We start from the raw sequence: 26,188 nt of genomic DNA, 5'->3' as shown, positions 1-26,188 counted from the left end.
GGTTTATCCTTCCATTCCTGAATTTTGATGATCTGCTTCTTCTTTGATAATATTTAAAATGGTTTTTTTGTGAGCATTGAACGCAATCGAAGTCGTATCTCTTGGTCTGTTCAGATCTGAAATATCTATAATGTCACGTATTCTCCCCGGTCGGGCACTCATGACCACGACTCTTGTTCCCAATATCAAAGCTTCTTCAACGCTATGGGTCACAAATATGATCGTTTTTTTATTGATTTGCCAGATTCTTACGAGCTCTTCCTGAAGGGTCATACGCGTTTGAGCATCAAGGGCAGCAAAAGGTTCATCCATTAAAATTATTGATGGGTCCATCAGCAGCGCCCGAGCAATACCAACACGTTGTTTCATACCGCCGGACAACTCATATGGATAATGATTTTCAAAGCCCTTCAGCCCAACCATTTCAATATATTTTTGAGCTGCCTGTTTTCGCTCGTTCTTTGATTTTTTTTGGATTTTTAGATAGAAAGATACGTTTTCCCATACCGTCAGCCAGGGCATGAGTGTTGCCTGTTGAAAAACCATGCCTCGATCATCGCCAGGGCCAGTAATTTTGACACCCTTTGTGAAAAGATCGCCTTCAGATACAGATTCAAATCCCGCAATAATATTAAGTAATGTCGATTTTCCACATCCACTTGGTCCCAGCAAACAAATGAATTCACTTTCTTCAACATTCAAGTTCACCTGGTCCAGCGTAAGAAGACTTTTCTTCCGTTTCTTATCTTCAAATCTTTTAGTCAGACTTTTAACCGCCAACAAGGACATTTTTCTGTTTCACCTCTTCTTTCATTACGACAATAAATCATTTATTGTTCAGTAAATCTTGCTGCCAGTGAAGGATACGACGGATTATTATTCTCAGAATCCAGTCTGACAAAAAGCCAAGAATTCCAATGCTTATCATGGCAGCAATGACTAAATCCAGCCTCATAAAATAATATGAATCCCACAGCGCATAGCCCAGACCACTCTTTACTGCTATCATTTCGGCTGTAACAGTAATCATCCATGCTGTTCCCAGACTCGTTCTCATGCCAGTGAAAATACTAGGTAAAGAACTTGGGATAACAACAAACTTGATTTTCTGCCAGGTTGTCGCACCCATCATTGATGCTGCATGTATGATATTGATATCTAAACTTCTGACTCCATGAATCGTATTGATCAGAATTGGGAAAAAGGCCCCAAGGAACACAAGAAATACAGCAGGATTATCACCAATTCCAAACCAGATGATTGCTAAAGGTATCCAGGAAACAGGTGGAATAAAACGGAAAATCTGTATTGTTGGTTCAATAGTTTTTTGAATTATTGCTGACCACCCTATTGAGATGCCGATAATGATTGCACTGAGGCTTGCCAGAAAATACCCTATCAATACTCTCTTTGTACTATTCAAAGCATCAAAGACCCATTTCCCGCTTTTATCCTGTGCAGTTCCATCAATATTAAATACCCAGTCAGCCAGACCCCTTGCAACTTTTACAGGTGATGGAAACAAATTGGTCATCCATCCCATCTGAGCTACAAATTGCCAGATGATCAGTAGCAGAAGTGGAACAAATATTCGGTAATAATTATTTTTTAAATATTGGGATACATTCATAATCTGTCCAACCTATCTTATTTTTAATTGTCACCCAACTCAGATGCATTTTTCCCGGTTATGGATTCCAGAATGGTATAATCCATCTGCTTTTCAACCTTTTTTGAAACATCAGTATTAATGTACTTTAGTTCTTTCATCATTTTGGCTATTGCAAGTGTTTTAGATTTGTACATTTTGTAATCCGGATATGCATTATCCAGAGCTCTGGTACTCACTTCCGAACTCATTCCTGTATTTTTTTGAATGACAGAAATCCATGGTGCCTTATCTGCTGAAATTTTATCAACAACCTTCATATTTGCTTCAACAAAAGCTTTTACAGCTTCCGGATGATCTTTTATTACATCAGATCTGGTCACAATAATGTTTGTTAAATTCCCGGCCGCCTGATTATAGGGGTATGCAAAGTGCTTTCCTTTCTTATCCAGAATGATTTTTGAAGCAGACGGTTCAACAGTACATATCAAATCAACTTCATTACGTTCAAGGGCTGCTTCATGGTCTGCCGGGTTGGCAATATTGACAAATTCGATGTCTTTATTGGGATTAATTCCATGTAGCTGAAGCTCCCCTCTTAAATGAATATCTTGTGCATTACCACGGGAAGCAGCAATCTTCAGTGGCTTTCCGTCAGCCTTTCGCTGCTTAACCAGAGTTTTAAGACTCGCCCAGTCATCTGCCTTCAAATTTAGCTTATTAGAAGCAATAATGTCGGATCCACCGTTGACCTGTCCGGAAATTGCAACAATATCCAGGCCTCGATCCAGTGCTGTAATAAAGTGTAAATAAGTGACTTGTGCTACATCTATGCTTTTTGAGGTTAATGCAGTCAGAACATCATTTCCGGATTGGAAGGATGTAGCCTGAATATTAACCTTGCTTTTATCCTGATACTGAGGTGTAAGCGACATAGGCAAACAGTGTGCACACTTTGCATAACCTAATTTTAGAGTCGTTATCCCTGAATTCCCGTTCGAACTGCCTGTTGCTCCATTCCCGGTACAAGCAGTAAGAAACAGGCACATGACTGCAATACTGGAGATAACGAGCATCATATTCTTTTTCATTTGTCTCTTCCCTTCACAGCATATTTTTAAAAACCCGAAACTGCCAATCATTTCAATGATCACCCCATTGAAACTTGCATGATTTAAGATCATTTAATGTGATAATGCGGCATCCCTCCATCGGCATTACCGGTCAGACCAGCTGATGTCCAAAGTATAACACATCAAAATATTAAAATAATTGTGTATGTTAGATAATCTAACATAAAATTTTATCCATTTAATGATCTTTTCATAGAAATATTTTTCATTATGCTTAAACAGTTGATTGACATAACTGTAGAAACAGGGCTTACTCCTTGTCCTATCTGAGATGACTGGCATTGCAGGAACTAAATTTGATGATTCAATATACCAGGAATGTTCAGAATTAAAATCGGTCAGACCATGAAAAACTCTTTTATTATTGGGAGACGCGTGTTTCCCTGCTCAAATCCAAATAAAGAACTCAACTATCGGATAAAAAATCATTTTAGATCCTGGTGACTCAAAGGGATGCTTTGGGATTCCGTGAAAAAGGCCCATCGCCTTCAGTTTCAGGCGATAAAAAAAGGTAAAACCTGAAAGAGATACTGGAAAAGCCGTCACTCCGGGATAGATAGATTGTATTATTAAATTAGAATGGAGTACCTTTTAAGAATCATTGGCTTTTTTGGATTGTGACAGGGAAGATTATAATCCGGATATTTTGATAAAATAGAGCCATTGGTTCACGCAATGCGAGTCACCCGGCTTAGTCAAAATGCTTCGGCATCGCACAGAAATTCAACAAAGCTTCCATTAAAAAAGCTCTTCCCAAAAGGAAGAACTTTAGCCCATGAACAGGCCGCCGATCAGAAGGGCACCGGCAATAACAAAGGCCGGATGGAGCCGGAATCGCTGCATCAGCACGAAACTTGCGGCTCCGATCAGGATCATCGGGAGCCAGCCGGATTCTGATTGCGACGTTGAAAAAAAGTCCCAGGCCATCATGCCAAGCATGACCACGATGATCGGACGGATCAGGAGCGTCAGCCATTTGACCTTCGGCGAATCTTTAAACCGGTAAAGCAGGCGAAGCAGCACAATCAGCAGAATCAGCGAAGGGCCGACGGTTGCCAGCAGGGCGACGATCGAACCCGGGATGCCTCCGACTTCATAACCGATATAGCCGGCCATTTTTGTCGCAATCGGTCCGGGCAGTGAGTTACCAAGTGCCAGAACGTTACTGAATTCACTGACGCTCATCCAGTGATAGCGGCTGACGACTTCGTTTTCAATCAGCGGAATCGATGCCGGGCCGCCGCCGTAGCCAAGAATCCCCGGGATAAAAAAGGCGAGGAACAGCTGCCAGAGAAGGGTCATTTACTCCCGCCTCCCGCCTGTTTTTTCTGGGGCTTAACCAGGACAAAAAGCAGCGTCAGCGCAATCAGAATCGCCGGATGAATATGGAGCACTTCCATCAGCACAAAACTGACGGCGATCAGAATCAGACTGATCACCCAGCCCAGCCCCTTTTTCGCACTGAAAAAAAAGCGCCAGGTCAGCTGGGCCATCAGGACGCCAACGACAGGCAGCACAGCTTCCGTCATGCCGCGGACCCAGCGCTGATCCCGGAAGGCAGACAGAAAACTAAGCAGGCCGGTCAGCAGCAGGACCGTCGGCAGAACAACCGCAATCAGAGCGGTGAGCAGCCCGCCGAATCTTTTCAGCTTCCAGCCAACGTACCCGGCCAGTTTCGTATTAATCGGTCCGGGCAGCGCGTTGGCGATCGCCACAAGATCACCGAACTCCTCAAGCGTCATCCATTTATATTTTTTCACCACTTCCGCCTCGATCAGCGGAATGCCGGACGGCCCTCCGCCGAAACTGAGGATCGACGAGCGGAAAAAGGCGATGAAAATGTCTGTGTAACGTGTGGAAGCTGAACCCCTTTTATTCACAGGCTCAGGCTGACTCTCTGTTTCCAGCTGTGTCACTATAACAATACCTCCTGATTACAGAGCAAATATATTCTGCACGTCCCCTATATGATTGCATCATCTGCCTGTCATTTTACCCAATGATCATCAAAGGCAGTATCTTTTTCAAACTATACAAAATGACATGCAACCCAATGCCCGTATTCTTTCTGTTCAAGAGACGGAACCTTCTTACGGCAGATATCTTTAGCAAAAGGACACCGCGTGTGGAATCGGCAGCCTTCAGGAATATTTATCGGACTCGGAACTTCTCCCTTTAAAATGATCCGCTCACGATTTGTCTGATTTACCTGGGGAATAGCTGATAACAGTGCCTTTAGATAAGGATGAAGCGGATGATCAAAAATCTCCGTCTTGTTTGCGAGTTCAACGATTTGTCCGAGATACATAACGGCAACCCGGTCACTGATATGCTTCACCACAGATAAGTCATGGGAAATGAAAATATATGTGAGCTGATACTCTTTTTTCAGCTTTTGCAGGAGATTTAAAATCTGAGCCTGCACCGAAACATCCAGTGCAGATACTGCCTCATCACAAACAATCATTTTAGGTTTCACAGCCAGTGCTCTGGCAATACTGATCCTTTGCCTCTGCCCGCCGCTGAATTCATGGGCATAGCGGTTGTAATAGGTTTTTTTCAACCCGACTTGCTCCAACAGATTTTCCACATATGTTCTACTGTCTTTTTCATTTACAATATGATGCGTGTTTACAATTTCTTTCAGCATACTTCCAATAGTCATACGAGGATTTAATGAACCAAACGGATCCTGAAAAACCATTTGCATATCTTTTCTTAGTTTACGGATCTGATGATTCTTTAATTTTGTCAGCTCTATGCCTTCAAATTTCACTGATCCATCGGTCGGTTTCTGGAGCTGGAGGATTGAGCGCCCCATGGTTGATTTACCGCAACCAGATTCTCCGACGATGCCGAGTGTCTCACCTTTATTTACATAAAAATTAACATCATCTACTGCTTTTACAGTCTGGTACCGAAAACCTGCCAGACCTTTTTTAATATAGAAGAATTTTTTTAAATCCTTTACTTCCAGAAGTTTTTCTGAAGATACTGCGTCAGCATTTATCGACAAGGGGATTCACTCCCTTTCACAACTTTAGATGAATACAACCAGCAGTGCACTTCATGACCATCTGTAAATTCAGGTGGTTTTGCTTTGGCACATATATCCATAGCAAAAGGACAGCGTGATACAAACCGGCACCCTCTCGGCATTTCATCAGGTCCCGGAACGGTGCCCTTAATTGTTGGAAGCACTTCCCTGGTCTCATCCAATCTGGGAATGGAGTTAATTAACCCCTTGGTATATGGATGCTTCGGATCATTAAAGAGCTGTTTCGTATTACCATATTCAACAACTTGTCCGGCATACATCACAATCACTTTATCTGCTACTTCAGAGACTACCCCCAAATCATGGGTAATTAAAAGCAGGGACATGTTAAACTGATCCTTTAAATTCTGAATTAATTCGAGAATTTGCGCCTGGATGGTCACATCAAGTGCCGTCGTCGGTTCATCAGCAATCAGTAAACCCGGATGACAAATAAGTGCCATAGCAATCATAACCCTCTGTCTCATTCCACCGCTTAATTCATGAGGATATTGGCCGTATCTTTTTTCCGGAGACGGAATCCCTACTAATTTGAGCATATGAATTGTTTGCTCTTTCGCTTCATGTTTACTTATCCTGGTATGGATACGTAAGACTTCCGCGATCTGGTGTCCAATCGAATGCAGGGGATTTAGTGCGGTCATCGGTTCCTGAAAAATCATTGAGATTTCTTTACCGCGAATTTTACTTAACTCTTTTTGACCCTGACGGCTTATGTCCTTGCCCTTATACAGAATATGTCCATTAATAATTTTACCGCCACTGGGAAGCAGTCCCATAATAGCAAGAGATGTCAAACTTTTTCCGCAACCAGATTCACCAACAATACATAACGTCTGGCCTTCTTCTAGCACAAAACTTATGTCATCTATGACCGAAGTCCGTCCATAGCTTTGCTTAAAACCAATATTTAAATGGTCAACAGTCAAAATATTATTCATACCCGCACCTCGATTACTTTAGCTTCGGATCTAACCAGTCATGGATTCCGTCTCCAAATACATTGATGGAAATGACAGCCAGGAAGATAAACAAGCCTGGAAAGATTGATATCCACGGTGCCTGTGAAATATATCCCTGCCCTTCGGCAAGCATAGCTCCCCAGCTCGGTGTCGGTGGTTGTGTCCCTAACCCCAGATAGCTTAATGAAGCTTCAGCTATGATAGCCGCGGCAACGTTCAAAGTGGCCTGTACGATAAGCGGACCAAGTATATTGGGAAAAATGTGTCTGAGCATAATCGAAAAGTTTCGTAATCCTGATGCTCTTGCTGCTATAACATATTCCCGTTCTCTTTGTGAAAGCACCTCACCACGTGCCAGTCGAATAAAGTATGGTGTAAACACAAGTCCAATGGCCATCATTGCGTGGCTCAAGCTTGGCCCAAGGACCGCTGCAATAGTGAGTGCGAGAACAAGTGATGGAAAAGCCAGCATCGCATCAGTCAGTCTCATAATGATAAACTCATCCCAGAATCCCCTGAAATATCCTGACAGAACCCCCAGTGGAATACCGATAAGTAAAGCAATTCCAACAGATATCAGCCCGGCTTTTAATGATACCTGGGCTCCGAATATAATTCTTGACAGCAAATCTCTTCCTAAAGTATCTGTTCCAAACCAATGATCCGCAGATGGTGGCTGCAACGCCTGGGCATAATTCTGCTTTGTCGGATCAAAAGGCGCGATTAGTGGCGCAAAAACTGCCATAATAATCAAAATAGAAACAAATATCCCGCCGAATACCGCAAGCTTATTATTCAATAACTTTGAGAAATGTCCGGTTCGTTTTCGCTTTATTTCCTCAGTCTTCTGAGTAATATGATTCTCGACATGTTCATTATTCAGTAAAGGTTTGCCCATTATTTAGATGCACCTCCCAGACTGATTCTGGGATCAAGCAGGGAATAGGCTATATCTACTATGAAGTTAACGAAGACTACTGCAAAGGCCATAAACAGGATAGCACCCTGTACAACCGGGAAATCCCTTGTCAGAATCGCATTAACGATGAGTTGACCCAAGCCGGGGACAGCAAATATTGTTTCCGTAATTACAGCACCACCAAGAAATGATGATAGTTCAAGACCGGCGACAGTCAGAACAGGCAGCATGGCATTCCGCAATGCATGTTGAAAAACAACCGCCCGTTCAAGCAGACCTTTCGCAAACCCCGTTCTGATATAATCTGCCTGCATCACTTCAAGCAGACTGGAACGCAACATTCTCGTCAGCTGTGCAGACAATCGGATGCCAAGTGCAATGGAGGGCATAATCATCAGCACCAGGTTCCTCGCCGGATTATCACCGAAAGGAACATATCCCGATGGAGGCAGCCACCCCAATGTCACCGACAAAAGGTAGATAAGCAGAATGCCCAGCCAGAATGCAGGGATGGATACCCCTGAAAGAGCAAATACTGTTGTCAGATAATCCCATACTGTACCTTTGTGAACCGCACTAATGATCCCCACCGGTACAGCAATGACAATAGCCAGAACGAAAGCAAGTATCGTCAGCTCGACAGTAACAGGAATTTTACTTAACAAGATATCTGTTACTGGCGTGTGATCGGCCAGGGAGTAGCCAAGATTTCCCTGAAGAACACCGCCGACCCAATGCAGATACTGGATAAAAAGTGGATCATTAAGACCAAGGTTTTGACGTAAAGCAGCGAGCGCTTCCGGAGTAGCTTCCTGACCCAGCATGAGAACTGCCGGGTCACCTGGAATAACATTTATCAGGGCAAAAACCATGATGCTTACAAGAAACAAGATCACTACCATCAGAAAGAAGCGTCGCGCGATGTAATATAACATAGTCGTCCTCCCCGCTGTTATTTAGATGAAATGGTATCAGGACGAATCATTGTATCCGGATAATGTACAAATCCATCAACGTTCTTCTTCATCGCTTTAAAGTCATTCGGATAATAGATAGAAATGTATGGCGCGTCTTTCCACAACTGTTGTGAAATTTTATGGTAGAGTTGTGTGCGTTCCTTCTGAGAAGTAACCGAACGCGCCTGGTTCAGCCATTTATCCACCTGTGGATTTGAGTAACCCATATCGTTATTTCCGCCATTTGTTATGAACCAGGAGTATATTGTTCCATCCGGATCAATTCTGCCGCTCCAGCCGATGTTGATCGCATCAAAATTATGTTCTATTCCCTGCTGAATCATCGTACCGAATTCAACCATTTCCAGTTTGACTGTGATGCCAATGTTTTTCAGCATTGATTGAATCATCTGTCCCAATTGCTGATTCTGCGCGCTTCCAGACGGTATTTTCAGTGTGAAATGAATATTTTTCAACCCTGATTCCTTGATAAGCTGTTTCGCTTCAGTCACGTCTCCGTCCGGTACTTTTATACTCGAGTCATGTGCCCAGCTTCCCGCTGGAATCGGACTCGTTGCCGGGGTTACATAATTATGGAAAATAACCTTTGCTATAGATTTACGGTCGATGGCCAAATTAATTGCCTGACGTACTTTTACATTATCCAGCGGTGCTCGATGCACATTCAACACAAGCCCCTGGAACCCGATGGCATCTTTTTCATCGATTTTGAGATTTGAATTTTTCTTAACTGTATCAATATCTTTGTAGTCAACAGTATTCACAAGGTCCAGGTTACCTGAAGTCAGGTTTGTTAATCTCACGTTGCCATCGGCGAACGGACGATAGACAATCGTTGGTGTTTTCGGCTTGCCGCCCCAGTAATCTTTGAATGCTTTAACCGTAATATGATCCTGTTTAACTCGTTCAACGAACTGATAAGGACCTGTTCCGACTGGATGGTTTGAGAAGTTTTCCCCCTCTTTTTTAACTGCTGTGGGCGAGAGCATCATACCCGAACGGTCTGTTAAAATAGCCAGAAGCGGCGAGAAGGGTTGCTTCAACGTTAACTGAACTCTGTAATCATCGAGCACTGTTACTTTGCTGATTAATCCAATTTCTGAAAGTCTCGGAGAAGCCATTTTCGGGTCAAGTTCTCTTTCAAAGTTGAACTTTACAGCTTCCGCATTAAACGCTGTTCCATCATGAAATTTAACATCTTTTCTCAGATCAAATGTATAAGTCTTTCCGTCTTTTGATATTTTCCAGCTGGTTGCCAGCTCAGGTACGATTTTCCCGTTTTCATCAATGTCTACCAGTGAATTGTAAATACTCTGATAAACCTGTCTGTCAACTGCCGCCGATGATTTTTGCGGATCAAGCTGCGGCGGATCATTGTCCAGTCCAATGACCAGTTGTTTTTTTGTTGTGCCGGTTGCAGACTCTCCATTATCGCCATTGTTGCTTCCACATCCTGAAACGATGACAAGCAGGAAAGTTAATGATAAAATAAGGAAACTTTTCAGTCTTAATCTCATACTGTTGATCCTCCCTGTATATGAATTGCATGGGTAATCTGAAAATTAAAAACTTAATGACTGCATGCCGGACATCACCAGGCGGCTACCACCCCGTCCGCCCGGGATTCAGTGCCACCGACGAGCACGCCGGTCTGATTGTTGCGCCAGATGATCTGGCCGCGCCCAAACGATCCGGAATCGGTGGCTACTCTGATATCGTGTCCCCGTCTTGCCAGTGCCTGAGCAATAGGGTTGGGAAAAGTCGGCTCAACCAGAATGGTTTTTCCGCTCATCCATTGCCATCTGGGCGCGTCGAGTGCCGCCTGCGGGTGCAGGTGAAAATCAATGGTGTTGGTGAGTACCTGCAGGTGGCCCTGGGGCTGCATGAACCCGCCCATGACACCGAACGGGCCGACAGCTTCACCATCTCTGGTCAGAAAGCCGGGTATAATTGTATGATAGGTTTTCTTCCCCGGGGCCAGCGCGTTCGCGTCATCAGGGTTCAGGGAAAAGGTATGGCCCCGGTTCTGCAGGGCGATGCCGGTCCCGGGAACGACCAGTCCGGAGCCGAAGCCCATGTAATTACTCTGAATATACGAAACCATGTTGCCTTCGCCGTCAGCTGCAGCGAGATAAACAGTTCCCCCTTTGGGTAAGGTACCGGGCAGAGGCTCCAGGGCATCGCTTCCTATCCGTTTGCTGCGGGCAAGAGCATATTCGTCTGCCAGTAACGCGGAGACTTCATCGTGCATGTCACGTGGGTCGGTGATATATTTTTTCCCGTCTGAAAAAGCAAGTTTCAGTGCTTCTATTTGTTTGTGGTATGTTTCTATTAAATTCTGATCCGGATAGTTCAATTTTTTCAGAATGTTTAAGGCGATCAGTGCCACAATTCCCTGTCCGTTCGGCGGCAATTCCCAGACATCATACCCTCGATAATTGATGGAAACGGGATCGACCCAGTCCGGATGATAGTTTTCCAGATCGGATTTTCGGATGAAGCCGCCGTTTTCTCTTGAAAATTTGTCTATTTTCTCGGCAAGTTCGCCTTTGTAAAAAGCTTCTGCCCCGGTCTCCGCTATGCATTCAAGTGTCCGTGCATGATCGGGGGAACGCCATAATTCGCCCGCTTTCGGTGCCCGTCCATCCGGCGCAAAAGTCCTGAACCAGGGCTCAAACATCTTATTGTGAAAAGACGCTTTAAATTTTTTATAAGAGATATTCCAATACTTCGCGAGACCTGCCGAGAGTGGATAACCCTTCCTTGCGTATTCGATGGCAGGTTTTAACACCTCCGTCAATGGCAGTCTGCCAAATTTAGCCGAACAGGCTGCCCATGCTGAGGGAGCGCCGGGGACCATGACCGGTTCGAATCCGTGTGCGGGCATTGAATTGTATCCTCTCCGTTTGATCGCATCGATTGAGATCGACTCTGGAGCAACCCCGCTGGCATTTAATCCATGGAGCTTCCCCTTTGTCCAAATCAGAGCGAATGCATCACTTCCGATCCCATTGGAGGTGGGTTCAACAACGGTCAGACAGGCTGCTGTCGCTATTGCTGCATCGATCGCGTTACCTCCTTTTTTAAGGATATCGAGGCCGGCCTGTGCAGCAAGCGGCTGAGCTGTTGCCACCATTCCTTTATTTCCGAAAACCGGTGCTCTTCTTGAGGAAAATGGCTGATACTCAAAATCAAACATCCCTGATAAGCTCCTTTATCATAATATTTCGTTAACTATTAGACAGGATATAGAACATATAAAGTAACAAACGGAACCAATTTATGCCATTATGTGTCTATTATTAATTAAACATGTCATAAATATTAACACATGTAAAATCATTAGTTCTGATTATATGACTTTATGTTCTATAATTCAATGCATTTTTCAAAAAATTATAATGGCTTTTTTAGCCCTGCTGAACTTTGGACCTTTCCCTTCATGCTTATTGGTTTCCATATGTTCCGGTTTTACAGTTTCAGGCCTGTCCGGCTTTTGAACCTCCGCAGCAAAATGTGACTGTTTACTCTCGTTATCCCCTTCATTGAATACAACTCTTTATTTGTGAAGTTTTCCAGCTGATGGAAATCTTCAACGAGAACATGCACATGCAGCATGCTCGGCCCTGTCATTTGATAGCAGCTGGCGACGCTCGGATTGCCGGCCAGTTTTCTGGCTACAGAAATCAAGGCTGCAGGTTCGCATTCCACTTCAAAAAAAGCGGATACCGTCTTCCCGGCAAGCTCAGAATTAATGACCACGCTGAATTTCTCGATAATTCCGTCTTTTAACATTTGATGTACACGTTCCCGAATGGCTACTCTTGACAGGTTCAGTTTTTTCCCAATGTCGACATATGACATTCTTCCGTCCTGAGTCAGACAATCCAGTATTCTCCGGTCTGTATCATCCAGTTTCATCTGCTTCTCTACTGTCGAACGCAAAGTGGATGTTACCGCATCCACCAGGCCCCCTGATTCAACAGTCAATTCCTCCTCGGGCTGCACTGAGGCTGTGTAAGTTTGTTTATGCTGCTCATGAACAGAACTAAGACAATGTGAAAGTATATTCTCTCCTTTTTCACATAATCCCTTACTTTTGTCAAGATATCAACTATTTACAAACATTTTGGTAGAATTAATGCAAAAAAGCGATACGCGTTCTGCGTATCGCCGAATGTTGGTGTTTACTTGTGTTCAGGGGATCAGTTTTCACTCTGGTCGATGGATTCGCCTTCAGACCGGTTTTCCATTGACTTGCTGCTGTCGGATTTGCCCTTTTCCTCGGATTTGGACGGGGCTTCCTTTTTTGCCGGGGCTTCCGGTGCCTTTTCTTCGAACTTCGTTTTTTCTGCGGCAGACGGCTGACCTGAAGTCTTCTGAGCACCGACAGTTACTGCTTTAACTTCCGATGCTGCCTTGTCCATGTAGACTTCGGGGTTTACCGGAATGCCGTTCTTACGGATTTCGAAGTGGGCGTGAACCCCCATCGGCTTGTTAAATGCCGATGTGCCGGCAGTGCCGAGGGTTTCACCCTGCTTGACTTCCTGTCCCAGTTTGACGTCGAGTGAGGTCAGACTCTGGTAAAGCGTTTCAACGCCGTTCTTATGCTTCAGTGTCACGGTGTAGCCGAGGAGGCTGTCCTTCTTTGCTTCTGTTACTTTGCCGCTCATCGCCGCGTTGACCGCGAAAGCCTGTTCATCTTTCGCACCAATGTTGATGCCTGTATTTTGGGCGTATGTGTTGTCATAGTTTACGAGAGCGGCTTGCTGTTCCTGTTCGGTCCCGTCTGCATCATAGAACGGCTGAATGACTTCGGTGTCGGCTTTTGCGGCCGGCCATTCGAAGACTTCTTCACCCGCATTCAGCGGAGCGGACGGATCATCCTGGTTGAAAACGACACGGTTCTGTTCTTCGGTGTCCTTCGCCTGATCGGCGCCTCTCATCTGAAAAAAGAGAATGCCGGTCAGAATCAGAGAGGCCACGCACAGATAGAGTGCGGGATAGAACCATCGCCGTCCGGCAAGTCTGCGCAGGCCGGACTGTTCTTTTCCCTGCAGCTTCTTCTGGTCTTTGTTTTCTGTCACTTAATATCACCTCAGCAATCATTCTGATCAGATTGCCGGTGATCTATACCTGTTTTCTTAAAAAATTGCTTTTTGCCGGATAAAATAGCTATTTTCTGAGATTTATCCCGCCTAAGCGGGCCATACCCCCAGGGTTATGCATGCTCAGGTGGCCCGCAGCAGTCCGATGGGGTCGACGATTTGCTTGGATTGCGCGCAGACTAAAAACGAGGGCGGCCTGTACGCCTGCACGAACACATTGGCGGGGGTCGATACTCCGGATGAGGCGCTCTATGGGCGTCCCTGTCGCAACGTCTGGACGGGCACGTCCCTGTGCGTCGACCCCCCCACTGATTGACGTTTCACTTTATTTCCGGACAAGAGCCTCCTTCGGCCGAATCGTCATCTTACTGATCCGGGTTCCCGGATAATAATAGGTCACGATCTGGGCGGCCTTCTTTCCTTCACGGGCCATCCCTTCCGCCCCATACTGGCTCATGCCGACGCCATGCCCGCTGCCGACGGTACGCGCTGTCACCGTATTCCCTTTTCTTTTCAGGGTGAAGTCAGTCGAGCTCAGCCGGAGCTTCTCCCGGATCTGCCGGCCTGTGAAGGTTTTGCCGCCAATCTGATATCGGGCCACCCGACCTGTCTCTGTTTTTTCAAGCGTTTTCCCGGCATTGCGTTTTCCCAGTGAAACGCCGAGTGCCTGCTCCACTTCGGCAACGCTTAATTTTTTCTCATTGTGAAATTTCGGCGACAGCTGATCCCAGGGACTTGCAACAGACCTCAGATAGGGAACGTCTCCCGACCAGTAATCTTTGGCGTTTTCCGTCCGGCCGTTGGCTGTTGAGAAAAAAACAGGCGAAATCAGTTTCCCCTGATAAGTAATGACCTGATTCTCCGTTTCGCTGACCGCCTGCTTCACTTTTTTTATTTTCCAGGCGTAATCCTTACCCCACAGGCGTTTCAATTCTGCCGTGCTGTGGTACACCTGATTGGCCACCGTGTCGCTTACCTTCGCCTCCGGATTATCCATGATCCGGGCCATGATGTAGGTGCGGGCGGCGAGCGCCTGTGCTTTCAGAGCTTCCAGGCGGAATTTTGGCGGCATTTCCGAGCCGACGACACCGATCAGATAATCATCGAGCACGATGCGCTCCGTATGTTTTGTTTCCGAACGGACAACGGAAACCGTAATGGCCGGCGGCCGGGCCACCGTCTGTGATTCTGTGGACCGGCTGGCCGGAGAGGCAGCAATGTCCTGAACCTGTTCTTTCGATTGACCGGAGAAGGGCAGGACGACCGCGGAAGGAATGATCAGTACGGCGAGTGCGCAGATGATAAGCAGTGTGGCGATTTTTTTCATGGGTCTCCTCCGGTGGTCGGATTTTGTTCCGCTGTAAGAAACACCAGCTTTTCTTTAGATATCCTATGCCTGTTTACCGGAAGACAGAACCCGCCGGTCTGTCATGAAAAGGGTATAAAAAAATTCAAATGACATACAATCCTCATTGAGCGCAGTGGTTTTTTTCAACCCGCCCATTCCGCCTCCTGACGTTCCGCGTTCATGATATGTTCCGTTTTATCAGGTTATGCTTTTTTTCGCGGGACAGGAAGGAATTTCCGCTTCTTCCGGAGAAGGGTATAAAAAAATCGGCCATGATGGCCGAAATAAATAATGTAGCCTCACTGATCTTTCAGCAAATTAAAACATGAAAAAAGGGCGATTGCTGTCGCCCCGGGTGTTCTTTTAATGAGCCGGATTTCAGGCAAATTTAGGTTTGACGCTGCGCTGCGGTGATTCACTTTCGGCCGTTGCAGGGATCAGCTGTCCATCTTCACCGAGACGGACACGCTCGATATCTGCGCCAAGCGCCCGAAGTTTCCCGGTCAGATCCACATAACCACGATCAATGTGGTGCAATCTTCTAACCCGGGTATAGCCACTGGCAGCCAGTCCGGCAATGACCAGCGCCGCCCCGGCCCGAAGATCTGTTGCGGCCACCTCGGCACCCTGCAGGTCACAGTCCCCGCTGATGACGGCTGAACGTCCGTCAATTTTAATCGAGGCATTCATGCGGCGAAATTCTTCGACATGCATGAAACGGTTTTCAAAGACAGTTTCAGTGATTACGGATGTCCCCTTTGCTTTCAGCATCAGTGCCATGAACTGCGGCTGAAGGTCGGTCGGGAAACCGGGGTGCGGCATGGTCTTGATGTCAACGGCCTTCAGACTGTCCGTACCAATGACCCGGACTCCTTCCGGCTCTTCGTTAACTTCTACACCGGCTTCACGCAGTTTGGCAATCAGCGGACGCAGGTCTTTAATATCCGAATCTTTAATCAGCACATTGCCGCCGGTAATCGCTGCCGCGATCATATACGTGCCGGCTTCGATCCGGTCAGGCAGGATCGTGTGTTCCGCGCCATGCAATTTTTTCACACCATGAATTGTGATTCTGCCGGTTCCGGCCCCGCTGACACGGGCACCCATGGCATTCAGATATTCAGCCAGGTTGACGATTTCCGGCTCACAGGCGGCATTTTCAAGCACGGTTTCCCCTTCTGCGAGAGATGCGGCCATGATAATGTTTTCCGTGGCACCGACACTCGGGAAGTCGAGATAAATCACGGTTCCCCTGAGTCTGCCTTCAACCTCTGCTTCGATGGAGCCGTTGCCGATACGAACTTTTGCCCCCATGGCTTCAAAGCCTTTCAGGTGCTGATCGATCGGCCTGGACCCGATCGCGCATCCGCCGGGCAGGGCAATTTTTGCATGCCCGACCCGCGCCAGAAGCGGCCCCATGACGAGGAATGAGGCCCGCATTTTCCGAACATATTCAAAAGGGGCTTCTGTATAGGGCTCTGCTGCGGCATTCACCATGATGGTCTTATTCTGATAATTAACCGACGTGTTTAAATAACGTAAAACTTCATTAATTGTGTATACATCAGCAAGTTCCGGTACATTATATATTTTGCTTGTTCCCTCACTCGCCAGCATCGATGCGGCAATAACCGGGAGTACGGCATTTTTAGCGCCTTCAATTTCAACTGATCCGGATAGCCGTCTGCCTCCGTGAACAATAATCTTCTCCAAAACTTTTCCCCTCCGCGTTCATTTATATCTCTTCGCTCATCCGGAACAACCGTGCCGCGTTGAATGCTGAATCTGATCATCAGTACTCCTGCGTGATGATTGGTGTGCCGACGGTGATAACAGTCCGGTCTCTGTCATCCCGCAGTGCAACCTGAATGTTCATTTTCTTATTTCCAGAATTTATGCTATCGTTCCATGCCCTAGTATATGCTGAAATTGATACAAAGGTTTTTTCGTAAAAAGCCTCGGTCGCGCCGGCGGAAAAAGTCCTCAGAAAGTCATTTCCGGCCTCGCGTAAGCCAGACTCCATTTTATCATTGCTATAGGCTCTGACACAAGAGAAAATATGCCCTTGCGAAAGGAAAATTTTTGTGATATCATCGCGAATGTTTCGCTCCTGTTCTGTCCATTGCGGGCGGCTGAATGCGCCCGCTCCGGACTGGTAAATAATACCTATCCTGTATAACTTTCCAGCCGGCCAGGCCATATAAGACACACGGGTTTTCAGACCGGACTTTTCTTTCGATCCTGTCCAGCTGATCACGCCGTGCTGCTTTTTCTCCATGTGCCACGCGTATTCGGGCTCTTTTTCCCTGATTTGTTCGATTCTTTGGGCGAATTCCGTTTCAGTCATCAGGTCTGCATACTGCTCGCGGGCATAAACATTCCACCCGGTTACCGTCGCCTGCCTGTCAAGTGTTTCAGCAAACAGCGCCACCCGGTCAATCGGATCGATATCCTTCTTTACGCTCTCAGCACCTGCCGGAAAGGCCGGCAGGAGCAGACTTAAAAAGATGATACACAGGACTTTTTTCTTCATTGTTTTGCGCCCCTCTCCTGTTCTCAGTATTGCCTGCCAAGAGAGAAGGGCATACGTGGTACTTTTCGTTATTTTTCGCGCTCTTGCAACATCTGTTTCACTTTTAGCCGTAGATCTGTGGCAAAGTCATCGACCAGTTGACGTAGTCCAGAAAGAAGCGGGCCACCGGATAACTGACGGCGAGGGCCAGCAGAATATACAGCATTCGTGCCTGCAGACTTTTCGGATGTCTGAATAAAAGGTCAAATTTCAGGCTCTGAAGGGCCCACCAGGTTAAAATGAAGACAACGATGTGAACGAACAGACTGATCAGCGCCTGTAAACCGACTTGACTCATTATTTCTGTCACCTGCCCCGTATGCTGTGATATCCGCACTTCTCGGGCGGAGGCGGGGTCCGCATCCATCACCTGCTTGTCATATTCCTGTAACATAAATTTAATCTAAAATAAACCTTTCCTTGTGAATATTTTAACGCGGTTTCCATAAAATAACCATACTTTTTTCGATAATCGTTTATTCCGAATTATCTCTTACATAATGAAAATTTAATCAGTTCAGAACGGTTTCATATCGTTGTCCATCTGCTTTTTTTTGTGCTAAAACAGAATACAGGGAGTGTAACAACCCCTGCATCTTATATAGGAGGTTTTCCATATGGCGGAACGATTAGTCAGTGCAAAGGCACCGCAATTCAAACTGGATTGCGTCAATCCGGACGGTTCATTCGGAAAGGCGGATCTTGAGGAAAATATAAGGAACGGCGTTTGGACGGTTTTCTTTTTCTATCCAATGGACTTTACCTTTGTCTGCCCGACAGAAATTACAGCGTTCAGCGATCGCTATGAAGATTTCAAAAAACTGAACGCAGACATTATCGGCTGCTCCTGCGATACCATTTATACCCATCAGCAGTGGATGAAGACTTCACGCAAAGAGGGCGGAATCGGTAAGATCAATTTCCGCCTCGCTGCCGACCATACCCATGAGGCAGCCGAAAAATACGGCGTTCTGATCGAAGAGGAAGGCGTTGCCCTGCGTGGTCTGTTTATCATTGACCCCAGCGGCAACCTGCGCTACTCGGTTGTCAATGATAACAACATCGGCCGCAGTGTCGATGAAACGCTGCGTGTTCTTCAGGCGCTGCAGACCGGCGGCATGTGTCCGGCCAACTGGCAGCCTGGTGACGATACGCTGCATGTGTGATCAGGAAGCTATTGCACAAACCGAAGAGCTGTGTTAGGTTTTATATGTAAACAATTTCATGCTTATACTAGGGGAGCCGGCGGCCGGCTGAGAGTAAGACACTAGGTCTTTGACCCTTTAAACCTGATCTGGGTGATGCCAGCGTAGGGAAGTATGCTTCAATCAGATGATAAACGCAGACCAGATGTAACTGGGCTGCGTTTTTTGTTTAGAGAAAGTCCTTTGTGGTCTCTGGCGGTGCCTGCAATATGCTTCATTTTTCCATGGCCGCCCGCTTTCGCGGCCTGTCTGGAGGTGATCTTTATGAAACCGCTTTACAAGATGACCCTGTCCGCACTGCTTGTCGCAGTCGGTACACTTGCGGGTCATATACTCTACATCCCGCTCGGTGTCACGCGTATTTTTCCTGTTCAGCATATTCTTAACGTACTTGGTGCTGTGATTCTGGGTCCCTTCTATACCGTGGGCAATGCGTTTGCCATCTCGCTCCTGCGTAACCTTCTGGGAACCGGATCGATTTTTGCTTTTCCGGGGAGCATGATCGGGGCGCTTCTTGCCGGACTGATGTTCATCTGGCTCAAAAGTCCGTTCGCCGCTGCCGTCGGGGAAATTTTTGGAACCGGTATCCTCGGCGCCCTGGTTTCCTTTCCGATTGCCCGGTTCGTCCTCGGGCAGGATCTGGCCGCCGGATTTTTCGTCATTCCGTTTCTTCTGTCAACGACCTGCGGCAGTCTCATCGCCTGTGTCCTGTTGAAAACTTTCGCTTTGAATCCACGTCTGTCACATTTTTTAAAGGGGGCTAGAAAATGAGAACAGGTTTAACAATTGCCGGATCGGATTCCGGCGGCGGTGCCGGCATTCAGGCCGACCTGAAAACCTTTTCCGCACTCGGCGTCTTTGGCATGAGCGCCATCGTCAGCGTGACGGCACAGAATACACTCGGCGTGCGGGATGTCGCGGATCTTTCACCAAAAATAATCGGTGAGCAGATGGATGCCGTTTTTCAGGATATCCCGGTCGGTGCGGTAAAAATCGGTATGGTCTCGAACAGTGGAGCGATTGACCGGATTGCAGAAAAGCTCAGCTTTTATCAGCCGGGATGGATTGTGCTTGATCCGGTGATGGTCTCAAAGAGCGGGTACGACCTGCTGAAGCCGGAAGCTCGGAAGACCCTGACTGACCGACTTCTCCCGCTTGCTTCCGTTGTTACGCCGAATCTTTTTGAAGCGTCAAAACTGGTCGGCCGGCGTATTGACTCGATAGACGGCATGCACGAGGCGGCGCGGGAAATTTTTCAGATGGGACCAAAAAGTGTGCTTGTGAAGGGCGGACATCTGCTCAAAGAACCTGTGGATATTTTCTATGACGGCCGGCAGTTTCACACCTTTGAAGGCCGGCATATTGACACGAAAAATACCCACGGGACCGGGTGCACCCTCTCCTCAGCGATCGCCGCTTACCTCGCGCGCGGCGAAAAGCTGAAAGAGGCTGTCGGACTGGCTAAGGACTATGTACAGGGGGCTATCGAGCATAGCCTCTCGCTCGGCCATGGATTTGGGCCAACTCATCATTTTTATCGCTGGTATCCGGAAAGCGAGGTGCTGCAGAAATGATCTCAGCAGAAAAATTGTATCACGGCTTTTTAAAAATTCGCGAGGAGCGCCCACTGATTCACCACATTACCAATGCGGTAACGATCAATGACTGTGCCAATGCCACGCTCGCAGTCGGCGCGAGTCCCGTTATGGCAGACAGTCCGGACGAAACGGCGGACATGGCCGCCCAGGCCTCAGCCCTCGTGCTGAATATCGGCACGCTGACCGAAATGTCCATTACGGCAATGATACGTGCCGGGCAATCCGCCAACCGTTGTCAGGTGCCGGTCGTGTTTGATCCGGTCGGTGCCGGAGCCACGCCATTTCGCAGGCAGACCGTGTTCAGGATCCTCGATGCTGTTCATCCCGACATCATATGCGGCAATATGTCGGAAATAAAGGTGCTTGCCGGGATGAAGGCCCGGACCCGGGGCGTGGATGCCGGTGACAGGATGGATCATGCCGGGAAAATTGCCCGTGACCTCGCGCGGCGTCTCGGTTCAGTGATTGCTATTACCGGAGCCGCGGATGCGGTCTCTGATGGCAGGCGGACGTTCATCCTGCATAACGGAGTCGCCCGGCTCGCTTCGGTGACCGGCACCGGTTGTATGACCGACTCACTGATCGCCGCCTTTGCCGGGGTTCTCGAGGACCGACTGGAAGCGGCCGTCTGTGGGATCATGACCATGGGGCTGTCCGGTGAAAAAGCGGAGGCCTTACTTGCGGACGCGGACGGGATCGGCACATTTAAAGTACGCCTGTTTGACGCCTTTTCGACTCTTGATGCACATGACTTTTCAAAGGGGAGTGTTGAAGATGTCCGTGCCAAATCCTGATTATACCCTGTATCTTGTAACCGGGCCGTTTGATCCGAAAGCAGCAGATTTATATTTTCAGAAAGTCGAGGAGGCGCTGCGCGGCGGCGTTACCCTGCTCCAGTTACGGGAAAAGACAACGTCCTCAAGAACGATGTTTGATGTGGCCTGTAAGCTGAAAGCCCTCGCCGACCGTTACCATGTGCCGCTGATTATCAATGACCGGGTGGACATCGCCCTGGCTGCGGGCGCGGACGGCGTTCACGTCGGGCAGGAGGACCTGCCGGCGGACAAGGCCCGGCAGCTGGTCGGCAGTGAAAAAATCGTCGGCGTCTCGGCCTCAACCGTTGCGGAAGCCATCCGGGCAGAGAAGGACGGTGCAGATTATATTGGGGCAGGCAGCCTGTTTCCCACCCGCTCGAAGTCGGACGCGACACGCGTCTCGGCCGATGTGCTGCATGCCATTCGCCAGGCGGTCGGCCTGCCGATTGTCGGAATCGGGGGGATCGACCGGTCAACGCTCAACCAGATTGACCCGAACGACATCGACGGCGTGGCTGTGATATCGGCAATCTGGTCACAGGATGATACGCTGAATGCCGCCAGGGCCCTGCGTGATCAATGGAATCATGTCGGGAGATGATAGAGGGTCCCTTTCGTACTGCCAGTTGCCGGCAAGTTCATTTTTTGCAGCATTTTTCTCGTAACCGATTCTGATGCTATTCTCAGGAATGCCCGGCATTCCTGATTTGTTATTGTCGATTTGAATAACAGAGCGTAATGCTTCAGCGCTTCTGCGTGCGCCGTTTTTGACCGATGATGGCATATGGGACAGTGCCACTGTCCCATTTTCCATATCATGCCATATCTTTCACACTTGGGACACTGGACACCTGTTACAATCTGATTTGGGAGAACATGATAGACTTCAAATACATTTTGCACCAGTTTTTCATGCGCATCATTTAAATTTTTTTCCATACGTATCATCTGGGATCGGGTGAATACCTGTTGGGGGTGTTTTTGTGTCAGGGCAGTGAGTCTCTGGGGAACTCTTTCGATGAGACATGCGTTTTTGAAAAAATTTTCATCGGCATCCTCGACGTCAAGAATCACATTCGGGGAACTGAAAATAATTTGTTTTTCAACAGGGACACTCGGCCATTTCCGGTAACGGAACCATTCCTGCAGCTGCTTATAATGCCGTTCAGCCTGAGTGACCGGATCTGAAAAACGTTGCAGCTCCCCAGTGGGCGTCTTACGTGTCATCTGGTGTAATTTTGAGTGAATTTTTACTATACCTGAAATGTGCTTCACTTCCAGCATCAGAAGGGTACCTGGTGTAATCACGATCCGGTCAAGTTCAAAATGATGAAGTCCATCATTCAATCTGAGATTCTTAATGATTGCTATGTCGTCGCGAGGCATATAACTAAGGTGGTAATCCACCTCCCTCTCGCCTCTGTGTCCAGTGAGATAGTAATTCAATTGTTGCTGTAATTCTTCTTTTTTCTTTGCCGGACCGGTGAATCTGTCCACCAGTGCCTGAAGCTGGCGAACGTGGTAGGGCAACTCATCAGACGGTTTCTTCATACATTCACCTCTTTCTATAAGGTAAGATTCGACCCTGTTTGATCCTGTTTACAAGATTCGACCTGAAAGAACAAAATCCTTTTCCTTTTTCCCATTTTTAAAGTTCATTTTATTTTCAGTTCAACCTTTGTTCACATTTGGCAGGACTGGATTCTTGCGTGAAAGCTGTGGATCTGGATCAACCGGGAAAAATGTTGGCCTGGGGTGGTATTTTTCTGCGAGGGCTGGGTTTTTCAGTTGATGGACGGGATTACGGCCTGGCGGGCCGGAATTCAGCCGGGCGGTCCTCCTTTTCAGCCGGGTTGACCCACTTTTCAGCCAGATCCCCACTTTTTTCAGCCGCTCCCGAATTTTTTCAGCCGGCGGGCCGGAATTCAGCCGGGGCTCATCATTATTCAGCCGGGTGGTCCTCCTTTTCAGCCAGATCCCCACTTTTTTCAGCCGCTCCCGAATTTTTTCAGCCGGCGGGCCGGAATTCAGCCGGATCTCAACTTATTTCAGCCGGGTGGTCCTCCTTTTCAGCCAGGTTTCCACTTTTTTCAGCCGCTCCCGAATTTTTTCAGCCGGCGAGTCGGAATTCAGCCGGGTCTCAACTTATTTCAGCCGGGTGGTCCTCCTTTTCAGCCGCTCCTGGATTTTTTCAGGCGGCGGGCCGGAATTCAGCCGGGTCCCGGCACTTTTCAGCCGGGTGGTCCCACTTTTCAGCCAGATCCCCACTTTTTTCAGCCGCTCCCGAATTTTTTCAGCCGCCAAACAGGAATTCAGCCGGGGCTCATCATTATTCAGCCGGGTGGTCCCACTTTTCAACCAGATCCCCACTTTTTTCAGCCGCTCCCGAATTTTTTCAGCCGGCGGGCCGGAATTCAGCCGGGTCCCGGCACTTTTCAGCCGGGTGGTCCCACTTTTCAGCCAGATCCCCACTATTTTCAGCCGCTCCTGGATTTATTCAGCCGCCAAACAGGAATTCAGCCGGGTCCCGGCACTTTTCAGCCGGGTGGTCCTCCTTTTCAGCCGAGTTTCCACTTTTTTCAGCCGCTCCCGAATTTTTTCAGCCGGCGAGCCGGAATTCAGCCGGGTGGTCCCACTTTTCAGCCAGATCCCCACTTTTTTCAGCCGCTCCCGAATTTTTTCAGCCGGCGGATCGGAATTCAGCCGGGGCTCATCATTATTCAGCCGGGTGGTCCTCTTTTTCAGCCAGATCCCCACTTTTTTCAGCCGCTCCCGAATTTTTTCAGCCAGCGGGCCGGAATTCAGCCGGTCCTCAACTTTATTCAGCCGGGTGGTCCTCCTTTTCAGCCGGGTCCCCACTTTTTTCAGCCGCTCCCAGATTTTTTCAGCCGGCACCACAAGCGGCTGGCTGCCACCACAATTTTCACCCGATGCACAAAAAAGGAAGAGCCGGTTGGCTCTTCCTTTTTTTCGATATCGTCATACTTTCGGAACCGTGTCATCAATCGCGGCTGTTTCCAGGCGAAGTTCGGCGCGTTTTTGTTTCAGACGGGCTTCATAGTAACCTTCTGAGGTTTCGTGAAGTCTGTCGAGTGCGGCGTCGACTTCAGCCTTAGCCTTTTTGGCACGTTCAACGTCGATCTGATCTTTCATTTCGGCTGCTTCCGAAAGAATCGTGATGCGGTCGCGGCTAACCTGGATGAAGCCACCATGGACCGCGGCGTAGTCTGTGATTTTTTCATCTTCGTGTTTGAGACGAACAAGAGCGATCTGGAGCGGTGCGACAATTGGCATGTGATGGGGCAGGATGCCCATGTCGCCGTTTGCCGACCGGACGCAAACCATGTGGACGTCTCCTTCATACACTTTGCCTGCGGGTGTGACGATCTCCGTATGCACAGTGCTCATCTGTCAGCCCCCTTTTCCGGCCCGGGCGATGTGTCGCGCATCAGGCCAGCTGTTTCGCTCTTTCCAGAACGTCTTCGATTGTACCTGTATTGCGGAATGCTTCTTCAGGCACATCATCATACTTGCCGTCAAGGATGCCCTTGAACCCTTTGATCGTATCTTCAACAGATACATAAGATCCGGGGACACCGGTGAACTGTTGGGCAACATGGAAGTTCTGGCCAAGGAAGAACTGAATACGACGGGCACGGCTGACAGTCAGCTTGTCTTCGTCTGAGAGTTCATCCATACCGAGAATGGCGATAATATCCTGCAGTTCGCGATATTTCTGCAATGTTTCCTGAACCCGTTCGGCTACCGCATAATGCTCTTCGCCGACGATGTCGGGTGAAAGCGCGCGGGATGTTGATGCGAGCGGATCCACGGCCGGATAAATACCAATCTGAGTCAGTGAACGTTCAAGGTTCGTCGTGGCGTCCAGGTGTGAGAATGTCGTTGCCGGAGCCGGGTCGGTGTAGTCATCGGCCGGCACATAAACGGCCTGGATCGAGGTAACAGAACCCTTTTTCGTTGATGTGATTCGCTCCTGCAGACGGCCCATTTCGGTTGCCAGCGTCGGCTGGTAACCAACGGCGGAGGGCAGGCGGCCCAGCAGCGCGGATACTTCAGAACCGGCCTGTGTGAAACGGAAAATATTGTCGATAAACAGAAGCACGTCCTGGTTTTCAACGTCACGGAAATATTCCGCCATGGTCAGACCGGACAGGGCGACACGCATACGGGCACCCGGCGGCTCATTCATCTGACCGAAAACCATGGCGGTCTGTTTGATAACGCCTGAGTCGGTCATTTCATAGTAAAGGTCGTTTCCTTCACGTGTCCGTTCACCGACACCGGCAAAAACCGACACGCCGTGATGTTCTTCGGCGATGTTGTGGATCAGTTCCTGAATCAGAACGGTTTTACCGACACCGGCACCGCCGAACAGGCCGATTTTACCGCCTTTGACATAAGGGGTCAGGAGGTCAATAACCTTGATCCCCGTTTCAAGAACTTCCGTCTTCGTCGACAGATCGGCGAATTTCGGAGGTTCTTTATGAATAGAACTTTTCTGTACATCGGGAGCAAGCGGTTTACCGTCAATGGGTTCGCCAAGGACATTAAACACACGTCCAAGCGTAGCAGATCCGACAGGAACAGAAATAGGTGCCCCCGTGTCGACAACATCCGTACCACGGACAAGTCCGTCCGTTGAGTCCATCGCGATGGTTCGAACGGAATCATCACCCAGGTGAAGGGCTACCTCCAGTGTCAGATGGATATCCGCTTCATCAGAGGACTTCGCTTTATAATTAACCGTCAGAGCGTTATGAATATCAGGAAGCTGGCCGCGGTCGAATTTGACGTCGACAACCGGTCCGGTTACCTGAGTAATATAACCCTTATTCATGAATGGACCTCCTATCAGCTTTTTAC

Annotated in this window: 27 protein-coding genes and 1 riboswitch; of the genes, 5 read left to right on the top strand and 22 right to left on the bottom strand. The window is 48.1% G+C overall.

Annotated features, from left to right (window positions below; genetic code table 11):
* Window positions 1–3: 3 nt before the first annotated feature.
* The 17 genes from ABNN70_RS05135 to ABNN70_RS05055 form a co-directional block, all read right to left on the bottom strand.
* Window positions 4–789 carry an ABC transporter ATP-binding protein gene (locus ABNN70_RS05135; protein ID WP_353948947.1) on the bottom strand — a complete coding sequence of 262 codons (786 nt, stop codon included), beginning with the start codon at window positions 787–789 and terminating at the stop codon, window positions 4–6.
* Between the two features lie 37 nt (window positions 790–826).
* Window positions 827–1,630 carry an ABC transporter permease gene (locus ABNN70_RS05130; RefSeq protein WP_353948946.1) on the bottom strand — a complete coding sequence of 268 codons (804 nt, stop codon included), beginning with the start codon at window positions 1,628–1,630 and terminating at the stop codon, window positions 827–829.
* 23 nt (window positions 1,631–1,653) lie between these two features.
* On the bottom strand, window positions 1,654–2,700 hold the full coding sequence (locus ABNN70_RS05125) for an ABC transporter substrate-binding protein (protein WP_353948945.1): 1,047 nt from the start codon (window positions 2,698–2,700) through the stop codon (window positions 1,654–1,656).
* An 810-nt stretch (window positions 2,701–3,510) separates the two neighbouring features.
* Window positions 3,511–4,044 (bottom strand): chromate transporter, encoded by a 534-nt coding sequence (locus ABNN70_RS05120; RefSeq protein WP_353948944.1) that lies wholly within the window; start codon window positions 4,042–4,044, stop codon window positions 3,511–3,513.
* Window positions 4,041–4,622 carry a chromate transporter gene (locus ABNN70_RS05115; RefSeq protein WP_353949383.1) on the bottom strand — a complete coding sequence of 194 codons (582 nt, stop codon included), beginning with the start codon at window positions 4,620–4,622 and terminating at the stop codon, window positions 4,041–4,043. Before ABNN70_RS05115 ends, ABNN70_RS05120 begins: the two co-directional genes overlap by 4 nt.
* A 149-nt stretch (window positions 4,623–4,771) precedes the next feature.
* Window positions 4,772–5,758, bottom strand: coding sequence for a dipeptide ABC transporter ATP-binding protein (locus ABNN70_RS05110; protein ID WP_353948943.1), 987 nt, complete (start codon window positions 5,756–5,758; stop codon window positions 4,772–4,774).
* Window positions 5,749–6,741, bottom strand: coding sequence for an ABC transporter ATP-binding protein (locus ABNN70_RS05105; protein ID WP_129928383.1), 993 nt, complete (start codon window positions 6,739–6,741; stop codon window positions 5,749–5,751). The genes ABNN70_RS05110 and ABNN70_RS05105 overlap by 10 nt, the downstream gene beginning before the upstream one ends.
* 13 nt (window positions 6,742–6,754) lie before the next feature.
* Window positions 6,755–7,660 (bottom strand): ABC transporter permease, encoded by a 906-nt coding sequence (locus tag ABNN70_RS05100; protein ID WP_129928384.1) that lies wholly within the window; start codon window positions 7,658–7,660, stop codon window positions 6,755–6,757.
* Complete coding sequence (locus tag ABNN70_RS05095) at window positions 7,660–8,616, bottom strand: ABC transporter permease (RefSeq protein ID WP_353948942.1); 957 nt, start codon at window positions 8,614–8,616, stop codon at window positions 7,660–7,662. The genes ABNN70_RS05100 and ABNN70_RS05095 overlap by 1 nt, the downstream gene beginning before the upstream one ends.
* Window positions 8,617–8,633: 17 nt before the next feature.
* A complete protein-coding gene (locus tag ABNN70_RS05090; protein WP_353948941.1) occupies window positions 8,634–10,175 on the bottom strand; it encodes an ABC transporter substrate-binding protein in 1,542 nt (513 codons plus the stop codon).
* A gap of 74 nt (window positions 10,176–10,249) precedes the next feature.
* A complete protein-coding gene (locus ABNN70_RS05085; protein WP_353948940.1) occupies window positions 10,250–11,857 on the bottom strand; it encodes a gamma-glutamyltransferase family protein in 1,608 nt (535 codons plus the stop codon).
* A 272-nt stretch (window positions 11,858–12,129) separates the two neighbouring features.
* Window positions 12,130–12,579 carry an Lrp/AsnC family transcriptional regulator gene (locus ABNN70_RS05080; protein ID WP_129928615.1) on the bottom strand — a complete coding sequence of 150 codons (450 nt, stop codon included), beginning with the start codon at window positions 12,577–12,579 and terminating at the stop codon, window positions 12,130–12,132.
* Window positions 12,580–12,863: 284 nt separating this feature from the next.
* Entirely contained in the window at window positions 12,864–13,745 is an 882-nt protein-coding gene (locus ABNN70_RS05075) for a M23 family metallopeptidase (RefSeq protein WP_353948939.1), read from the bottom strand.
* 346 nt (window positions 13,746–14,091) lie between these two features.
* Complete coding sequence (gene spoIID, locus ABNN70_RS05070) at window positions 14,092–15,093, bottom strand: stage II sporulation protein D (protein ID WP_353948938.1); 1,002 nt, start codon at window positions 15,091–15,093, stop codon at window positions 14,092–14,094.
* Between the two features lie 399 nt (window positions 15,094–15,492).
* Entirely contained in the window at window positions 15,493–16,827 is a 1,335-nt protein-coding gene (gene murA / locus ABNN70_RS05065; protein WP_129928390.1) for a UDP-N-acetylglucosamine 1-carboxyvinyltransferase, read from the bottom strand.
* 79 nt (window positions 16,828–16,906) lie between these two features.
* A complete protein-coding gene (locus tag ABNN70_RS05060) occupies window positions 16,907–17,647 on the bottom strand; it encodes a YwmB family TATA-box binding protein (RefSeq protein WP_353948937.1) in 741 nt (246 codons plus the stop codon).
* Between the two features lie 103 nt (window positions 17,648–17,750).
* Window positions 17,751–17,984 carry a DUF1146 family protein gene (locus ABNN70_RS05055; protein WP_129928392.1) on the bottom strand — a complete coding sequence of 78 codons (234 nt, stop codon included), beginning with the start codon at window positions 17,982–17,984 and terminating at the stop codon, window positions 17,751–17,753.
* 319 nt (window positions 17,985–18,303) lie between these two features.
* On the opposite strand from ABNN70_RS05055, the gene ABNN70_RS05050 reads away from it, so the two are divergent.
* From ABNN70_RS05050 to thiE, 5 genes are all read left to right on the top strand, one after another.
* Window positions 18,304–18,852, top strand: coding sequence for a peroxiredoxin (locus ABNN70_RS05050; RefSeq protein ID WP_129928393.1), 549 nt, complete (start codon window positions 18,304–18,306; stop codon window positions 18,850–18,852).
* A gap of 59 nt (window positions 18,853–18,911) precedes the next feature.
* Window positions 18,912–19,019: riboswitch (TPP riboswitch) on the top strand.
* A 136-nt stretch (window positions 19,020–19,155) separates the two neighbouring features.
* The gene (thiW, locus tag ABNN70_RS05045; RefSeq protein ID WP_129928394.1) at window positions 19,156–19,662 is read left to right on the top strand and encodes an energy coupling factor transporter S component ThiW; all 507 of its coding nucleotides are present in this window, start codon (window positions 19,156–19,158) and stop codon (window positions 19,660–19,662) included.
* A complete protein-coding gene (gene thiD / locus ABNN70_RS05040) occupies window positions 19,659–20,465 on the top strand; it encodes a bifunctional hydroxymethylpyrimidine kinase/phosphomethylpyrimidine kinase (RefSeq protein ID WP_353948936.1) in 807 nt (268 codons plus the stop codon). Before thiW ends, thiD begins: the two co-directional genes overlap by 4 nt.
* Window positions 20,462–21,283, top strand: coding sequence for a hydroxyethylthiazole kinase (gene thiM / locus ABNN70_RS05035; RefSeq protein WP_353948935.1), 822 nt, complete (start codon window positions 20,462–20,464; stop codon window positions 21,281–21,283). Before thiD ends, thiM begins: the two co-directional genes overlap by 4 nt.
* Entirely contained in the window at window positions 21,264–21,905 is a 642-nt protein-coding gene (thiE, locus tag ABNN70_RS05030) for a thiamine phosphate synthase (RefSeq protein WP_353948934.1), read from the top strand. The genes thiM and thiE overlap by 20 nt, the downstream gene beginning before the upstream one ends.
* On the opposite strand, the gene ABNN70_RS05025 is transcribed toward thiE, so the two are convergent.
* From ABNN70_RS05025 to atpD, 5 genes are all read right to left on the bottom strand, one after another.
* The gene (locus tag ABNN70_RS05025; protein WP_353948933.1) at window positions 21,890–22,855 is read right to left on the bottom strand and encodes a nuclease-related domain-containing protein; all 966 of its coding nucleotides are present in this window, start codon (window positions 22,853–22,855) and stop codon (window positions 21,890–21,892) included. The two genes, thiE and ABNN70_RS05025, sit on opposite strands and share 16 nt — an antisense overlap.
* A gap of 594 nt (window positions 22,856–23,449) precedes the next feature.
* A complete protein-coding gene (locus tag ABNN70_RS05020) occupies window positions 23,450–23,776 on the bottom strand; it encodes a hypothetical protein (RefSeq protein ID WP_353948932.1) in 327 nt (108 codons plus the stop codon).
* A 21-nt stretch (window positions 23,777–23,797) separates the two neighbouring features.
* Window positions 23,798–24,199 carry a hypothetical protein gene (locus ABNN70_RS05015; protein ID WP_353948931.1) on the bottom strand — a complete coding sequence of 134 codons (402 nt, stop codon included), beginning with the start codon at window positions 24,197–24,199 and terminating at the stop codon, window positions 23,798–23,800.
* A gap of 84 nt (window positions 24,200–24,283) precedes the next feature.
* Window positions 24,284–24,712: an ATP synthase F1 subunit epsilon gene (atpC, locus tag ABNN70_RS05010; protein ID WP_353948930.1), complete on the bottom strand. Its 429-nt coding sequence runs from the start codon at window positions 24,710–24,712 to the stop codon at window positions 24,284–24,286.
* 40 nt (window positions 24,713–24,752) lie between these two features.
* Window positions 24,753–26,162, bottom strand: a complete 1,410-nt coding sequence (gene atpD / locus ABNN70_RS05005) for a F0F1 ATP synthase subunit beta (protein WP_129928401.1) — start codon at window positions 26,160–26,162, stop codon at window positions 24,753–24,755.
* Window positions 26,163–26,188: the final 26 nt, after the last annotated feature.

The sequence above is a fragment of the Sporolactobacillus sp. Y61 genome (genome assembly GCF_040529185.1).
Lineage (GTDB): Bacteria > Bacillota > Bacilli > Bacillales > Sporolactobacillaceae > Sporolactobacillus.
Note: the sequence above shows the minus strand (reverse complement) of the source record. Positions and strands in the feature narration are given on the sequence as shown.

Coding starts and splice junctions, on each gene's coding strand:
- ABNN70_RS05025 (WP_353948933.1), bottom strand. CDS start 22,855: ATGAAGAAACCGTCTGATGAGTTGCCCTACCACGTTCGCCAGCTTCAG.
- ABNN70_RS05055 (WP_129928392.1), bottom strand. CDS start 17,984: ATGAGTCAAGTCGGTTTACAGGCGCTGATCAGTCTGTTCGTTCACATC.
- spoIID (WP_353948938.1), bottom strand. CDS start 15,093: ATGAAAAAAATCGCCACACTGCTTATCATCTGCGCACTCGCCGTACTG.
- ABNN70_RS05130 (WP_353948946.1), bottom strand. CDS start 1,630: ATGAATGTATCCCAATATTTAAAAAATAATTATTACCGAATATTTGTT.
- ABNN70_RS05060 (WP_353948937.1), bottom strand. CDS start 17,647: ATGAAGAAAAAAGTCCTGTGTATCATCTTTTTAAGTCTGCTCCTGCCG.
- ABNN70_RS05050 (WP_129928393.1), top strand. CDS start 18,304: ATGGCGGAACGATTAGTCAGTGCAAAGGCACCGCAATTCAAACTGGAT.
- thiD (WP_353948936.1), top strand. CDS start 19,659: ATGAGAACAGGTTTAACAATTGCCGGATCGGATTCCGGCGGCGGTGCC.
- ABNN70_RS05090 (WP_353948941.1), bottom strand. CDS start 10,175: ATGAGATTAAGACTGAAAAGTTTCCTTATTTTATCATTAACTTTCCTG.
- atpC (WP_353948930.1), bottom strand. CDS start 24,712: ATGAGCACTGTGCATACGGAGATCGTCACACCCGCAGGCAAAGTGTAT.
- ABNN70_RS05125 (WP_353948945.1), bottom strand. CDS start 2,700: ATGAAAAAGAATATGATGCTCGTTATCTCCAGTATTGCAGTCATGTGC.
- ABNN70_RS05100 (WP_129928384.1), bottom strand. CDS start 7,660: ATGGGCAAACCTTTACTGAATAATGAACATGTCGAGAATCATATTACT.
- thiW (WP_129928394.1), top strand. CDS start 19,156: ATGAAACCGCTTTACAAGATGACCCTGTCCGCACTGCTTGTCGCAGTC.
- atpD (WP_129928401.1), bottom strand. CDS start 26,162: ATGAATAAGGGTTATATTACTCAGGTAACCGGACCGGTTGTCGACGTC.
- ABNN70_RS05085 (WP_353948940.1), bottom strand. CDS start 11,857: ATGTTTGATTTTGAGTATCAGCCATTTTCCTCAAGAAGAGCACCGGTT.
- ABNN70_RS05080 (WP_129928615.1), bottom strand. CDS start 12,579: ATGAAACTGGATGATACAGACCGGAGAATACTGGATTGTCTGACTCAG.
- ABNN70_RS05135 (WP_353948947.1), bottom strand. CDS start 789: ATGTCCTTGTTGGCGGTTAAAAGTCTGACTAAAAGATTTGAAGATAAG.
- thiM (WP_353948935.1), top strand. CDS start 20,462: ATGATCTCAGCAGAAAAATTGTATCACGGCTTTTTAAAAATTCGCGAG.
- ABNN70_RS05120 (WP_353948944.1), bottom strand. CDS start 4,044: ATGACCCTTCTCTGGCAGCTGTTCCTCGCCTTTTTTATCCCGGGGATT.
- ABNN70_RS05095 (WP_353948942.1), bottom strand. CDS start 8,616: ATGTTATATTACATCGCGCGACGCTTCTTTCTGATGGTAGTGATCTTG.
- thiE (WP_353948934.1), top strand. CDS start 21,264: ATGTCCGTGCCAAATCCTGATTATACCCTGTATCTTGTAACCGGGCCG.
- ABNN70_RS05105 (WP_129928383.1), bottom strand. CDS start 6,741: ATGAATAATATTTTGACTGTTGACCATTTAAATATTGGTTTTAAGCAA.